This is a genomic window from Streptomyces sp. NPDC006435 (genome assembly GCF_040612315.1).
Lineage (GTDB): Bacteria > Actinomycetota > Actinomycetes > Streptomycetales > Streptomycetaceae > Streptomyces.
This window is the reverse complement of the sequence record NZ_JBEXPY010000046.1, coordinates 26,207-40,020: the sequence shown is the minus strand read 5'-3', so window position 1 is coordinate 40,020 and position 13,814 is coordinate 26,207. Positions and strand designations below refer to the sequence as shown.

Annotated in this window: 12 protein-coding genes; 3 read left to right on the top strand and 9 right to left on the bottom strand. The window is 71.3% G+C overall.

Annotated features, from left to right (window positions below; translation table 11 throughout):
* Nucleotides 1–301: 301 nt before the first annotated feature.
* Nucleotides 302–1,300, bottom strand: coding sequence for an inorganic phosphate transporter (locus tag ABZZ04_RS32130; RefSeq protein WP_283852999.1), 999 nt, complete (start codon nt 1,298–1,300; stop codon nt 302–304).
* Nucleotides 1,301–1,305: 5 nt separating this feature from the next.
* Nucleotides 1,306–1,926 carry a DUF47 family protein gene (locus ABZZ04_RS32125; protein ID WP_148837112.1) on the bottom strand — a complete coding sequence of 207 codons (621 nt, stop codon included), beginning with the start codon at nt 1,924–1,926 and terminating at the stop codon, nt 1,306–1,308.
* A 200-nt stretch (nt 1,927–2,126) separates the two neighbouring features.
* Between ABZZ04_RS32125 and ABZZ04_RS32120 the strand changes: the two genes are divergently transcribed.
* Nucleotides 2,127–2,483: a metal-sensitive transcriptional regulator gene (locus ABZZ04_RS32120; protein ID WP_356935750.1), complete on the top strand. Its 357-nt coding sequence runs from the start codon at nt 2,127–2,129 to the stop codon at nt 2,481–2,483.
* A 36-nt stretch (nt 2,484–2,519) separates the two neighbouring features.
* On the opposite strand, the gene ABZZ04_RS32115 is transcribed toward ABZZ04_RS32120, so the two are convergent.
* Nucleotides 2,520–2,711 (bottom strand): hypothetical protein, encoded by a 192-nt coding sequence (locus tag ABZZ04_RS32115; protein WP_356935768.1) that lies wholly within the window; start codon nt 2,709–2,711, stop codon nt 2,520–2,522.
* Between the two features lie 216 nt (nt 2,712–2,927).
* Nucleotides 2,928–3,851: a hypothetical protein gene (locus tag ABZZ04_RS32110; protein WP_356935749.1), complete on the bottom strand. Its 924-nt coding sequence runs from the start codon at nt 3,849–3,851 to the stop codon at nt 2,928–2,930.
* A gap of 133 nt (nt 3,852–3,984) precedes the next feature.
* Between ABZZ04_RS32110 and ABZZ04_RS32105 the strand changes: the two genes are divergently transcribed.
* Both ABZZ04_RS32105 and ABZZ04_RS32100 read left to right on the top strand, forming a co-directional pair.
* Complete coding sequence (locus ABZZ04_RS32105) at nt 3,985–4,173, top strand: hypothetical protein (RefSeq protein ID WP_356935748.1); 189 nt, start codon at nt 3,985–3,987, stop codon at nt 4,171–4,173.
* A gap of 142 nt (nt 4,174–4,315) precedes the next feature.
* The gene (locus ABZZ04_RS32100; RefSeq protein WP_356935747.1) at nt 4,316–5,929 is read left to right on the top strand and encodes an FAD-binding oxidoreductase; all 1,614 of its coding nucleotides are present in this window, start codon (nt 4,316–4,318) and stop codon (nt 5,927–5,929) included.
* 252 nt (nt 5,930–6,181) lie between these two features.
* Here ABZZ04_RS32100 and ABZZ04_RS32095 read toward each other — a convergent pair whose 3' ends face one another.
* The 5 genes from ABZZ04_RS32095 to ABZZ04_RS32075 form a co-directional block, all read right to left on the bottom strand.
* The gene (locus ABZZ04_RS32095) at nt 6,182–6,913 is read right to left on the bottom strand and encodes a phosphatase PAP2 family protein (RefSeq protein ID WP_356935746.1); all 732 of its coding nucleotides are present in this window, start codon (nt 6,911–6,913) and stop codon (nt 6,182–6,184) included.
* 319 nt (nt 6,914–7,232) lie between these two features.
* Nucleotides 7,233–8,243, bottom strand: a complete 1,011-nt coding sequence (locus ABZZ04_RS32090; protein WP_356935745.1) for a bifunctional lytic transglycosylase/C40 family peptidase — start codon at nt 8,241–8,243, stop codon at nt 7,233–7,235.
* A gap of 313 nt (nt 8,244–8,556) precedes the next feature.
* A complete protein-coding gene (locus ABZZ04_RS32085) occupies nt 8,557–9,171 on the bottom strand; it encodes a hypothetical protein (RefSeq protein ID WP_356935744.1) in 615 nt (204 codons plus the stop codon).
* Nucleotides 9,168–11,543 carry an alpha/beta hydrolase gene (locus ABZZ04_RS32080; protein WP_356935743.1) on the bottom strand — a complete coding sequence of 792 codons (2,376 nt, stop codon included), beginning with the start codon at nt 11,541–11,543 and terminating at the stop codon, nt 9,168–9,170. Before ABZZ04_RS32080 ends, ABZZ04_RS32085 begins: the two co-directional genes overlap by 4 nt.
* A gap of 279 nt (nt 11,544–11,822) precedes the next feature.
* On the bottom strand, nt 11,823–13,721 hold the full coding sequence (locus tag ABZZ04_RS32075; RefSeq protein ID WP_356935742.1) for a hypothetical protein: 1,899 nt from the start codon (nt 13,719–13,721) through the stop codon (nt 11,823–11,825).
* Nucleotides 13,722–13,814 lie beyond the last annotated feature (93 nt).

Here is a 13,814-nt window from a genome sequence, read left to right as displayed (position 1 = left end):
GGGGGCGTGGGTGGTCGCGCCCGGTGGTGGGTCTCCACCGGCGGACCGTCCCACCCCTCCGGCGAACCGGCCTCGTCCCCAGACTGCCTTTGGGTGCTGCATGGCGGTGCCACCCGTAAGGCAAAGGGTCCGCCCCGCTCCCCGTGAAGGGAGCGGGGCGGACCCGTCTTCTCCGCCGTGCTCCGTACGGGGGCCTCGCCCCGTACCGTCCCCGGACTCCGCGACCGTTCCGGACCCCGTGGCTTCCGGCCTTCGTACGGGAGCCTCGCCCCGTACCCGTTCCGGTCCGTTCCGGTCGGCCTCAGCCGAAGAGCAGCACCACGACGCCGTAGCTCGCGGCGGCGACCAGGGCCGCGGCCGGCATCGTGATGAACCAGCCCAGGATGATGTTCTTGGCGACGCCCCAGCGGACCGCGTTGACCCGCTTCGTGGCGCCCACACCCATGATCGCGGAGGTGATGACGTGCGTCGTGGAGATCGGTGCGTGGAACAGGAACGCCGAGCCGAACATGATCGACGCGCCGGTCGTCTCCGCGGCGAAGCCCTGCGGCGGGTCCAGCTCGATGATCTTGCGGCCGAGCGTGCGCATGATGCGCCAGCCGCCCGCGTACGTGCCCAGCGAGAGCATCAGCGCACAGACCAGCTTCACCCAGACCGGGATCGGATCGCTCGGGCTCTCCACGTCGGCGATGACCAAGGCCATCACCACGATGCCCATCGTCTTCTGCGCGTCCTGCAGACCGTGGCCGAGCGCCATGCCCGCCGCCGAGACCGTCTGCGCGATCCGGAAACCGCGCTTGGCCTTGTGCGGGTTGGTCTTCCGGAACATCCACATGATCGCGACCATCACCAGATAGCCGACGACCAGGCCGATGACCGGCGAGAGGAACATCGGGATGACGATCTTGTCGAGCACCCCGTCCCAGTGCACCATCGTCCCGCCGGCGAGCGCCGCGCCGACCATGCCGCCGAACAGGGCGTGCGAGGACGAGGAGGGCAGCCCGAAGTACCAGGTGACGAGGTTCCAGATGATCGCGCCGACGAGCGCGGCGAAGAGGATTCCCATCCCCTTCTGGCCCTCGGGCGTCGCGATCAGGCCCTCGCTGACGGTCTTGGCGACACCGCTGCCGAGGAACGCGCCGGCCAGGTTCATCACCGCGGCCATCGCCAGTGCCGCGCGCGGGGTGAGCGCGCGCGTGGAGACGGACGTCGCGATGGCGTTCGCCGAGTCGTGGAAGCCGTTCGTATACGTGAAGCCGAGCGCGACCCCGATGGTCACGATCAGCGCAAAGGTGTCCACGTGGTTCAGGACTCCTTGACCGCGATGGTCTCCACCGTGTTGGCGACGTGCTCGAACGCGTCGGCAGCCTCTTCCAGCACGTCCACGATCTGCTTGAGCTTCAGCACCTCGATGGCGTCGTACTTGCCGTTGAAGAGGTGGGCGAGCAGCTTGCGGTGGATCTGGTCCGCCTGGTTCTCCAGGCGGTTCACCTCGATCCAGTACTCGGTGAGGTTGTCCATCGTCCGCAGCCCCGGCATCGCCTCGGCGGTCAGCTCGGCCGCGCGGGCCAGCACCTCGATCTGCTGGGCGATGCCCTTGGGGAGTTCCTCGACCTGATACAGCACGACCAGGTCGACGGCCTCCTCCATGAAGTCCATGATGTCGTCGAGCGACGATGCGAGGTTGTAAATGTCCTCGCGGTCGAACGGCGTGATGAAAGAGGAGTTCAGCTGGTGGAAGATCGCGTGGGTCGCGTCGTCCCCCGCGTGCTCCGCTGCCCGCATGCGCTCCGCGATCTCGGCCCGGGAGGCAGAGTCCGCCCCGAGCAGTTCCATCAGGAGTTTCGAGCCCGTGACGATGTTGTCCGCGGAGGCGGAGAACATGTCGTAGAAGCTCGTCTCCCTGGGGGTCAGACGAAAGCGCACGTGGGGTCCTCGGGGTGCTTTGGATTCGGTCAGGCTGATGCTAGGCGCATCATCCGGCCACGGCTAACCGGCATTCTTCAGTGTCGCGCATCGAACACCGCGATCGGCACGGGCCCCCGGTCACGTTTCAGAGGAATTCGTTAGGATATACCCACCAGGGGTATATGAACGGCAGGGTAGAGAGAAAAAGGGAGGCAGTAATGACCACCACCGAGACCGCCGGAACCACCGCCGCCGCCGAAACCGAATCGGTCGTCACCGATCACGACCACGGCATACACGGCTATCACCACCAGAAGAGCGAGCACCTCAAGCGGCTGCGCCGGATCGAGGGCCAGATCCGCGGGCTCCAGCGCATGGTCGACGAGGACGTCTACTGCATCGACATACTGACCCAGGTCTCGGCGTCCACGAAGGCGCTCCAGTCCTTCGCCCTCCAGCTGCTGGAGGAGCACCTGCGGCACTGCGTCGCGGACGCGGCGGTCAAGGGCGGGGAGGAGATCGACGCCAAGGTCGAGGAGGCCACGAAGGCGATCGCCCGGCTGCTGCGCACCTGAGAGCCTGCCGCCCCGCGTCCGCCACGGCCCCGCACCTCACCCCCGGCGATCGCCCTGCCGGGGGACGGCGGCCCGTTCGGCGATCACGCGCACTTCCAGCACCTCGTCGATGCGGTCCGGGCTGAGCCGCTCCCCGATCGCGGCCGAGGCGGCGATCATCAGCTCGCCGCAGAGCTCGATCTCGGCGAGGGCCACATGGTCGGACACGGTCGGCGCGCCGAGCGTCATCACGTCACTCACCTCTCACTGCCGTCGCCGAATTGCCGGTGCCCGCCCGGCGGGCAGCGCCGGTCCCGGCACCAGCGTAGGGAGCGGACCATGCGTCGCGCATGGCACGGACGGACCATTTCGCACCGCCGGCATGCCCATTCCCGTCCCCTCGCGCCCCCGCCGCCGCCCCTCGTCCGGGTCCGCGCCCGCGGTGACCGCCGGCTCCGTGCCAGGTCAGCGCTGCCGGATGCGTCCGGTGTAGATGTCGCGGCCGTCCGGCAGCCGTACGGAGACCGGCACCCCGAACCCGGACAGCAGTGTGGTCGACACCACTTCCACCGCGGGCCCCTCGTCGGCGAAGCCGAACCGGTGGCGCACCTTGCGCAGCCGCCCCTGGTCGTCGAGGTACGCGTCGAACCGCACGGTGTCCCTGCGGAACCCTTTCGCCGCCGCGCGCAGCGCCCCGCGCGACTCCGGCGCGGCCTCCCGCGCCGCCCGCCCGAGATCCGCCGTCCCCCGGTAGTGCCGCACGGGCACCCCGTCGAGCACGGTCCTGCCCACGTACGTCACCCGGTCCGCCCCGCGCAGCAGTTCGGCGGCGGCCATCGGGTCGGTCACCCCGCCGGTGACGAGATTGCCGTCCGCCAGGGTCGTGGTGTCGACCCTGACCCACTTGTCCGCGGGCACCCCCGCGCCGCGGTTCATCATGTAGAGGGCGCCGGGGGCCATCAGTTCGGTGATGGGGCGGTGCTCGGCGGTGCCCGCGGCGCCCTGGGGCAGCACGACCGTGAGCCGGCCCGTGCGGTGGCGGAAGTCGTACACGCCCCGGCCCCGGATCGTCACCCGCGTACCGCCCGCCGCGGTCTCCATCGTCGTGCGCACCTCGGCGCTCCCGGCGGCGGCCCCGGAACCGGCGGCCCTGGAACCGGCCGCGGCCCCGGACATGATCGCCGTACCGGTGCCGGTCACCGTGCCCGCGAGCACCGCGGCCGCACGGTGCACCGCGTCGAGGGAGTCGGCCCGGCCCCGCTCGTCGGCCACGGCCCGGTCGCCGCCACCGCCGCCCGAGCACCCGCCGGTCGCCGCCATCACGCCCGCCACGGCAAGGGCGCAGACGGCCCGCGCACCACCCTTGGACCTGTGCTGCTGCACCAGCATCGCCTGCCAACCCCCAACGATGTAACGCTTGCCCGAGAGGCCCGTTCGTTCCGGATTAACGACGCCCCGTGTCCCCCGTCACGCCGTTCCCACGGGCCTCACCTCAGAGGGCCGTGACCAGTACCGTGGACGGGTGTACGACCGACACGCCGATGAGGTCCTCCCGCTTCCCCCCACCCCCGCACCCGTCGCGCACGAACCGACGACGGTGGAACGCGGCTCCTTCTGCACCGCCCGCTGCGTTTGCGGCTGGTACGGCCCGGCCCGTCGCTCCAGGGACCGCGCCCGCACGGACGCCGCGGAACACCTGGCGGCCCCCTGAACCCACCGCCCCTCTTCCCCTCTTCTTCTCTCCCTCCCCTTCCCTGTACCTCCCCGTCCCTGACTCGTTCCGCCGTTCCCCCACGCCCGGCCCCACCGCCCACCGGTCGGCCGGCCCATGCGCGTCATGAATCGGAGACCCGATGACCCCGCCGTCCCCGCCCGCCCGGCGCACCCTGCTCACCGCGGGCGCCGCGGCGGCCCTCGCCGGCGTCACCACCACCGCGTGCGGCGGCCCGCCCGCTCCCGCCCCGGGCGCCTCCGGCACCCCGGGCCCGCGCCCCGCCTCGCCCACCCCGTCCGTCCCGTCGTCCCCGTCGCGAACCGCCTCCGCCGGGTCCGCCGACTGGTCCGCCCTGGCCGAGGGCCTCGACGGCAACCTCGTCCGGCCGCAGGACGCGTCCTATCCGACCGCCCGTCAGCTCTACAACACCCGCTTCGACGGCCTGAAGCCCGCCGCCGTCGCCTATGTCGGCCACGAGGCGGACATCCGCGAGTGCCTGGCCTTCGCCCGCCGCACCGGCACCCCGGTGTCCATCCGCAGCGGCGGCCACTCGTACGCGGGCTGGTCGAGCGGGAACGGACACCTCGTCATCGACGTCTCCACGCTGTCCCGCGTCGAGCGGAACGGCACGATCGGGGCGGGCGCCAAGCTCATCGACGTCTACCGGAACCTCGCCCGCGGCGGCCGGACGATCCCCGGCGGCTCCTGCCCCACGGTCGGCATCTCCGGCCTCACCCTCGGCGGCGGACACGGCGTCACCGCCCGCGCATACGGCCTGACCTGCGACAGCCTGACCTCGGCGACCCTCGTCACGGCCGACGGCAAGACCCTCACCGCGGACGCCGGGAACCACCCGGACCTCTTCTGGGCGCTGCGCGGCGCGGGCAACGGCAACTTCGGCGTGGTCACCGAGCTGACCTTCCGCACCAGCCCGGCCCCGCAGACCGTCACCGCCTACATGTCGTGGCCGTGGTCGCGCGCCCGGTCCGTCGTCACGGCCTGGCAGGAGTGGGGGCCGTCCCAGCCCGACGAGATCTGGTCCGCCGCCCATCTCGACGCGGGGCCGGGCGGCGTCACCCCGACCGTCTCGGTCGCCGCGTTCAGCCTCGGCACGTACGGCGACCTCCAGAACGCCGTGGACCGCCTCGCCGACCGGATCGGCGCCCCGGCCTCCTCCGTCTCGCTGCGCCGCCGCGGCTACGAGGAGTCGATGCTGGTGTACGCGGGCTGTTCGGGCATATCCGAGAACCAGTGCCGGCTGCCGGGCACGACGCCCGGCCGCACCCCGCAGGGCACGCTCGGCCGCGAGACCTACGCCGCCGCCTCCGACTTCTACGAACGCTCCCTGCCCCCGGCGGGCGTGCAGGCCCTGCTCGACCGGGCCGAGGCGTTCACCCGGATCCCCTCGTCGCGGGGCGGGGGCGCCGGTTCCATCGCGCTCACCGCGCTCGGCGGGGCCGTCAACCGGGTCTCCCCGCAGGCGACGGCCTTCGTCCACCGCGGCGCGCGCGTGCTCGCCCAGTACATCGGGGCCTGGGACCCCGGCACGGCGGGCAGCGCCCAGCAGGACTGGCTGAAAAACACCCATGTGTCGATGCGCCGGTACGCATCCGGGGCGGCGTACCAGAACTACACCGACCCGACGCTGACCGACTGGCGCCGCGCCTACTACGGCTCGGCGGCGGACCGTCTCACCAGGTTGAAGAAGCAGTACGACCCCGGGCGCCTCTTCTCCTTCCCGCAGGCCCTCTGACTCCGCGGCCCCCCGACACCCGGTCACGGGCGCCCCGCGAACGGGAACGGGCACGGACGGGCGGGTACGAGGACGGGCGGCTCCCCTTTCGGGAAGCCGCCCGTCGGCCGTTCTCACCGACCCGTGCACCCGGCCCCGCGGCGCCGTACCCGTACCCGTACCCGGTCCTGCGTGTGCTGCGGGGCCGTACCCGTACCAGGCCGCCCTGCGGGGGCCGTACCCGTACCCGGTCCTGCGGGCCCGTACCCGGTCCTACGCCGCCAGGTCCTTCTCGCCGCCGACGCCGCCCGTGCCCGGCCGCGGCTCGGGAATCCCGAACGTCCCGGCCCGCCCGGTGGCCGGGGCGACCTGCGTCTGCTTGCGCGAGCGCACGAGCCACCCGAACCGGTCCACCCGCGCGACGGCCGTCACCAGCGGCGTCAGCAGCATCATCGCCAGCGGGGCCAGCAGCAGGGCGACGGCCGTGCCGAGCGCGAATCCGCCGATGACGTCGGTCGGGTAGTGGACGCCCATGTAGACCCGGCAGAAGCCCTCCGCCAGGGCCAGCCCGATCGCGGCGAAGCCGAACTTCCGGTTGGCCACGAAGAGCCCGACGCCCAGGGCCATCGCCATCGTGGCGTGGTCGCTGACGAAGGAGAAGTCGGTCTTCCCCGTCACCAGGACGTCCAGCCCCTGGTGGTCCTTGAACGGGCGGGGGCGCTCCACGAATCCGCGGATCGGGATGTTGATCAGCAGCGCGATCCCGGCGGCGAGCGGTGCCCAGACGATCCCGGCGACCGCCGTCACCGAGTCGTCGGCCGTGCCGCGCCGGCGCACGCTCCACCAGCACCACAGGACCACCAGGACCATGCCGAGCATGATCCCGTACTCGCCGACGAACTCCATGACCCGGTCGAACCAGGTGGGAGCGGACTTCGCGAGTCCGTTGATGTCGTAGAGCAGGCTGACGTCGGGGTTCGACCCATCCACTGCGAGTCCAGCCATCTGACGCGGCCCCTTGTCTTGTCTGCTGCCGCGGACACACCCGTGTGCCCGCTCTGACGAACCCCCGTGTCGGTTCGATCACTGCGTGGATCACTGCTGCGTGGATCGGTGCTTCTCGCCCGCTCCGCCCGTGAGGGCTTCCCCGGCGGGCGTCGCTCGGTCGGTGCGCCGCCGCCCCGGTCCATCCAGGGAACGACCTCCTCCGTGCAGGCGTTCCTCTCTCCACCGAATGATCACCATGACGTTATCGAAGAGAGACTCATCACCGCAGCTCAGGGCCCAGGCTTCACGGAGAGTTCCGGCCATCGCCGTCGCCGCGTCATGCCGCGGGCCGGGTCTTCGGGAGGGCCGCGGCCCCGTCCTTGGTGACCCGCGTCGCCCCGAAGTAGTCGGGGGTGTCGATCTTGTCGAACCGGATCACGGCCCCGGTGTACGGAGCGTTGATCATGTACCCGCCCCCGACGTAGATGCCCACGTGGTGGATGGCCCGCGAGTTGGTCAGGTCCTCCGAGAAGAACACCAGGTCGCCCGGGAGCAGCTCGTCCCGCGAGGGGTGCGGCCCCGCGTTGTACTGGTCGTTCGCCACCCGGGGCAGTTCGATGTCGACGGTCCGGTACGCGGCCTGGGTCAGCCCCGAGCAGTCGAACCGCCCGTTCTGCTCGGGCGTGCCGTTCCCGCCCCAGAGGTACGGCGTGCCGAGCTTCTTCTGCGCGAAGTAGATCGCCCCGGCCGCCTGCTGCGAGGGCTGCACCCGCCCGACGGGCCGGGCGAAGCTCTTCTCCAGGGACCGGATGATGTCGACGTAGTTGCGCGTCTCCTCGATGTCCGGGACGCCGCCGGCCCGGATCACCCGGTACGCGCCGGCGTTGTACGCGGCCAGCATGTTGTCCGTCGGGTCCCCCGGCACCTTCTTCACATAACCTGCGAGTTCGCAGTCGTACGAGGCGGCGGAGGGAATCGCGTCGGCCGGGTCCCACACGTCCCGGTCGCCGTCCTTGTCGCCGTCGATCCCGTGCCCGGCCCAGGTGCCCGGGATGAACTGGGCGATGCCCTGCGCGGCGGCGTGGCTCTCCGCCCGCGGGTTCCAGCCGCTCTCCTGGTACAGCTGGGCGGCCAGCAGCGCCGGATTGATGGCGGGGCAGAGGTTGCCCCACTTCTCCACCAGCGACTGGTACTTGGCGGGCACCGCCCCCTTGGCCAGCGCGACGGCTCCGCCGCCGCCGGAACTCGCGAGTCCGGCGGCGGCGGAGTACGTACCGACGACGAGCAGTGCCACGAAGGACATGGACACGCCCGCACCGATGCCACCGACCACCCAGAATTTGCGCACCCCTCAACCATCCCCCATCGGGGACGGGTTCATGGGCGGTTTCGACGGTGTGTACGAGTCAACCGGGTCACAGGGGCCCCCGACCCGCCGTTCCGGCGCATCGATTCGGCACTCCGGGGCACCGACCCTTCGTTCGGGCGCACCTGACGGGCATTCCGCTCCATCGGGCGTCATGACCGGCGCACGGGTCGTCACGGCCGGCGCACGGGGAGGCCGTACGGGGCTCAGGGGGCGGCCCGGCGGGCGCACGGCCCCGTACAGCCCGATGCGCCGGGCGGGACCGTTCGTCCCGCCCGGCGCATCGGATCAGTCGTCAGGCCGACCAGTAGTCGGAGCGGACGTTGGGACTCGGCAGGGGGTAGACCCCCTTGTACGCCGGCCCGTTCGGCTGCGACTTCGGCTCGGCGACCTTCGACTCCTTCACGCAGGGGGTGTCCGCCTCGAAGAAGACCTGCCCCTTGGCACGGACGCTCACGCTGATGCCGAAGCCCGTGTCCGTCTGCGCGTAGACCGCCGGGAACACCTCGTCGGTGTTCTTCGCCTTGATCCGGTAGTCGCTCTCGCGCCAGAACTTCTCGACCTGGTCCAGGAAGTCCTGGCGCCGGTCCGCCGACACGACGGTCATGACGGTGCGCCTGCGCGTCACGTCACAACTGCCCTTCGTCGTCGGACCGTGCGCCCACTGCACCTCGGGGTCGATCTTCTTCAGCACGGCGTCGAGCATGCCGTCGGACGTCTCGGCAGCCTCCTGCATGTCCATGCCGTTCCCCTTGGTGCCGTTGTCGCTCCTGGCGCTCCCGGTGTCCGTGACGCCCTTGGCCGCACCGGTCCTGCCATTCGTACCCGACCCGGCCTGCTCGCTGCCACAACCGGACAGCGCGAGGCCGACCACCAGCGCCACCGTCGCGATCTGGAACTTGCGCCTCATCGGTACTCCTCAATCTTGAGCCGGTCGGCATGCCCCGACACGATAAGAGCGATGCTGTCCGCGGAGACGGCGTCCCGTGACGGGGTGAAGTAGTTGGAGTGCGAGTCGAAGCTCATGGGCTTGCCCGGGTCGACCGGGAACCGCCTGGCCCCGAACGCCTTGCTCGCCGGGTCCTTGCCGAACCAGAGGTCGTCGTCGCCCGGGTCGGCCAGATCCCCCGCGACGTAGGAGCCGGCCGGTCCGCCCAGCACCATACCGATCGCGCCCACGACCACCTGCGTCTTGGACGGGAGCTTGGTCACCGGGTCGTTCTGCGCGGCGCCCACGAAGACGTGCCCGGCACCGACGCCCAGGTCCGCGGCGTTGTCCACGCCCACACCGGGGCTGCCGACCAGGATGATGTCGTCCACCCCCGGAATGCCGCCCGGGTGCTGGGTCGCGGCACCCACGGCACGCGAGCCGTAGGAGTGCCCGATGGCCGTGATGTGCGGGTCACCGGTCCGGTTGGTGGCGACGATGCCGCTCATGAACTCGTTGTACGCCGCACCGCCCTTCTCCGCACGCCCGGTGCCCGCGACCGCCAGGCTCTGCAGCCCGTCCGGCGTCTGCGGCGCGTCGTACCCGAGCCAGACGATCGCCGCGCTGGACGGGTCGTAGCCCTGGGCGCCGATCGCCGTGTCACGGGCCCGCTTGAGGCCGCTCTTCGCGAACTCCTCGTCGAGGGCGGTGTTCAGCCCCGGCACGTAGGCCGACACGTTCTTCGAGGTGTCGGGGTTGCCGTAGGAGACGATGGCCCGCCCGTTGCCCTCGTCACCGATCCCGATGAGGTACATCGGGGGCTGGCTGCCCTCCTTGAGCTGCCGCTCGATCTCCCGCAGCCCGGCGAGCTTCTTCTGGGACTCCTTGTCGGTCTGCCCCTCCAGCTTCGAGATCAGGTTCGGCAGGTTCTTGCGGTTCGCCGCGTCCCGGTCCGCCGCCGGGATCCCGTCCATCATCCCGATCTTCTCCGGGAAGAGGTCCAGGTAACGGTCGCGCTGTTCCTGGGTCATCCCGTTCCACCAGAACTCGCGGGCGGCCGCGTTGGCGTTGTTCGGGATGCGCTCTTCCAGGTACTTCCGCTCCGACTCCCCCACCGCGGCATCGACGCGCGTACCGGAACCGGGCATCCCGGTGAACGCGCCACCGCCCTTGCTCGCGTCCCAGGCGGCGGCGATGAACTGGCCCTTGTCCCACTTGCCGCCGGCCTTCTTCGCGGCCTGGGAGTACTGGTCGACGACGCCCTTCACGGTGTCCACGGGGTGCGCGATCGTGTCGATCGCCCCGGTGATGTCGCCCATCAGGCCGTCGTCGCCGACGACGCCGGAGAGGAAACCGCCCTCGGATTCGCCGGTGGAACCGTCGACCGGATTTTGTCTACCCGCGTTGACCTCTGTAGAAGAACCGTTGGTTCCTTCCGAACCACCGGTGCCTTCGGAGCCGCTGGTGTCGCCGGAACCACCGGAACCACCCGAGCCACCCGAGCCACCGGTCGAGCCGGAACCGCCGGAGCCGGAGCCGCCGGTCGTGTCCGCGCCACCGGAGCCGGAGCCACCGGAGCCATTGCCGCCGGAGCCATTGCCGCCGGAACCGGAGCCGTTGCCCCCGGAACCATTGCCGCCGGAACCGGAGCCGTTGCCCCCGGAACCATTGCCGCCGGACGAGCCCGAACCACCGGTCACGGTCGCGCCTTCGGTACCGGACCCGGAAGTCGCGCCGTCACCGCCGCCACCACCGCCGCTCCCGCTGCCGCTTCCCTCGCCGGCCACCACGTCGCCGCCGGGCGGCGCGCAGGCGCTTCCGGTCAGCTGGCAGATGGCGTTCCGGATCTCGCCGGTCAGCTGACCGCCGATCCCCGTGGCCACGAGCCCGCCGATGAGGGCCACGACCACGAGGATCATGCCCAGGTACTCCATCGCGGTCTGCCCGGTGTCACGACGCCACTTGGCCATCCGCACGAAGCTGAACCGCTGCTTCTCGGCGCGCTGTTCGGGAGCGAGCCTGAACCAGGCACGCGACTGGGCCCGGGACAGCAGGACGAGGACGACGACGGGCAGCACCAGCTGCGTCACGCCCCGGCCGTTCTCCGCGTCGTTCAGCGTCGCCAGCGCCCCGAGGAGGAGCCAGGCGTGCACGGCGACGAGCCCGCGCCGGATCCAGACCCCTCCGGTGCGCAGGTGGAACGACAGCACGAACCCCGTGATGCCGGGCAGAGACGCGTACAGCACCATGCCCAGCAGCCGACCGTCCACCGCATCGATCGACGAGGCCACGGTCAGCGCGTCGAACGCGCCGACGACCGTGACGACGAAGAGCAATCGGACGAGAATCAGCACCGCTTGCAAGGAGCGCGACAGCGATTGTCTGCCCGGAGGGACCTCGGCGGTGCCCGTGTCGGCACCACCCTGTACCGTTAATACTCGTATGCCGGACACGGCGGGTCTCCCCAGTTTGTAAATGGGCGCAGCGACAGTTCTCCCCCTGGTATCGACATGCGACCACACCTGACCAGGGCACGGCATGGGCCCCAGGACCCAATGCCGGACTCAACGTCGCTGCCCGGCCCATCCCGTACCGCCACCGACCAGCCCGTTACGGGTCATTGGGGGCACCCCTCACCCCCCTCGGCCGTACGTCCTCGGGTCCTCCGTGGCGAGGCGTCGCAGTGCGGCGGCGGCCCGCTCCTCGGGTGAGGCGCCGTCAACCGGGATGTGCCACATGCGCTGTCGCCGGAAGTCCTCCTCCCGGCCCTGCCCGGTGTCCGGCCCCTGCCCGCTGTCCGACCCCTGTCCGCTGTCCGGTTCCGTGCGGTACAGGAGAGAGACGTCGGTGCAGTCCCGGTCGCGGAAATCGCTGCTGATCCAGTGCAGTCGGACGTCCCAGCGGGTGAGCAGGTCCGGCCGGTCGCGCAGACCGGCGGCGATCAGCCGGGCGGTCCGGTAGGCCGGCGAGGCCCATGAGTGGTCGTTCTCGGCCCGCGCGACCTCCGCGTCGTACGCGGCGGCGTCGAAGCGGCGCTCGGGCAGCTCGGGCGAGTCCCACCAGGCCGGAAGGCGCCAGTCGGACCAGACGACCTGGTCCCCGTCCCTGCGGATGGTGACGTACAGCGCCCCGCAACAGCCCTCGGCGCAGTACGCCTCGGCGAGCTGCACCTCCCGGGGTTCGTCCGTGGCCCGCAGGAGGCCGCCGTCCAGCAGATGGACCGGGGAGTTGGCGGGCCCCCGGTCGAACACCTCCGGCACCACGGGACGCCCGTCGAGCAGGATGCGCGTCTCGGCGCCGCCCCAGTCCCCGGGATCGCGCTCGAAGCACTCGAACCTCAACCTCTCCTCCGGTCCGGTGACCCGCCGGAACGGCCGCCGTGCCGTCCGCCGGATCCAGTCCACCCGCAGGCGGTGCTCGGCTGCCGCATCGGACTCCGGGTCCGGTCCGGGGCTCCGGCTCTCCTCGGGGTCGCCGTCGGGCACGACGGCCTTCCATTCGGGCCGGTCCAGCACGGATTCCAGCGCGTCCAGCAACGCCTCGCGCCGGCCGGGCTCCCAGTCGAGCAGCCGGCTCGGGCCACCGTGCAGTTCGAGGGCGACGGACAGCAGAAGCGCGTAGTGGTCGACGCCGGGCGGCAGTTCGGCGGCGTGCGCGACGAACGCCCCGTACGCGTCCATCGCTTCCGGGTAACGGAGGATCTCCGCCCGGTCGTCGTGCAGGCTCGCCGTCCAGAGCAGCAACTGACCGGACCAGGCAAGCAGTTCGGCGGCCGACGGGTCCTCGGGAAGCCGTTGTGCCCGTAGGACGTCGACGAGCCGGGTGGCTTCGATGATCCTGCGGACGCGCGTGGTCCCGCTGCTCCGCATGCCCCGGGGAAGGGCCACCAGACATCGCAGGACGGCGTTCTCGTCACCCGTCGCCAGGGCGTCGACCAGAGGGCGTTGCTCGGGCTCCTCGATGTAATGGCCCAGCCAGACCAGGGCCGCCATGGGCCGGTCGATGCCGTCGAGTGCCAGGACGGCGAGGTCGGCCAGATCCCGCAGCTGCCCGAGGACCTTCAGATACGGCACGTCCTCCGGCTCGCCGAAGCGGGCGAGGAGTGCGAGGCCGACACAGACGGGCAGGGGGGCGGTTCCCGTACGCACCAGGCAACGGCCGAGCGCACGGGCCCGGTCCTCGTCGTCGATGGTCGCCCCGGAGACCACGTACTGGACGTGGCGGTCACGGACCTTCAGTTCACGAAGGCCCCGGTGGATCTCCTCGGCGGCCCGTGCGACGTCGCCCCGGCCCGGACGGGCCTCGTCGGGAGCCGCGTCGTCCGGAAGCGTCAGCCAGGGATTCAGTACGGCTTCCAGGGCCTCGCAGGCCTCGGCCCACCTCGGTCTCTTCCGGGTGAGTTTCAGCCGGGGCGGAAGTTCGTAACCCCTTGCGGGGAGCCTGCCGCCGGGCTCTCCGCGATGGAGGCGCAGGGCATAGGCGTACAGCGAGGGCCGGGGGACGAGCGCGCTGCGCTCTTCCTGGGCGCTCAACGGGCGGAGTGGGTCTCGATTCCTTGAGTCATGCGTGAAGCCTGGCAGGGCCCCCGGACCCGCGCCACCGCTTTTCGCACCCGCCCCGCGCCG

Excerpts from the sequence above, each read along its gene's own strand:
- ABZZ04_RS32120 (WP_356935750.1), top strand. The coding sequence starts at position 2,127 with ATGACCACCACCGAGACCGCCGGAACCACCGCCGCCGCCGAAACCGAA.
- ABZZ04_RS32115 (WP_356935768.1), bottom strand. The coding sequence starts at position 2,711 with ATGACGCTCGGCGCGCCGACCGTGTCCGACCATGTGGCCCTCGCCGAG.
- ABZZ04_RS32110 (WP_356935749.1), bottom strand. The coding sequence starts at position 3,851 with ATGCTGGTGCAGCAGCACAGGTCCAAGGGTGGTGCGCGGGCCGTCTGC.
- ABZZ04_RS32100 (WP_356935747.1), top strand. The coding sequence starts at position 4,316 with ATGACCCCGCCGTCCCCGCCCGCCCGGCGCACCCTGCTCACCGCGGGC.
- ABZZ04_RS32095 (WP_356935746.1), bottom strand. The coding sequence starts at position 6,913 with ATGGCTGGACTCGCAGTGGATGGGTCGAACCCCGACGTCAGCCTGCTC.
- ABZZ04_RS32085 (WP_356935744.1), bottom strand. The coding sequence starts at position 9,171 with ATGAGGCGCAAGTTCCAGATCGCGACGGTGGCGCTGGTGGTCGGCCTC.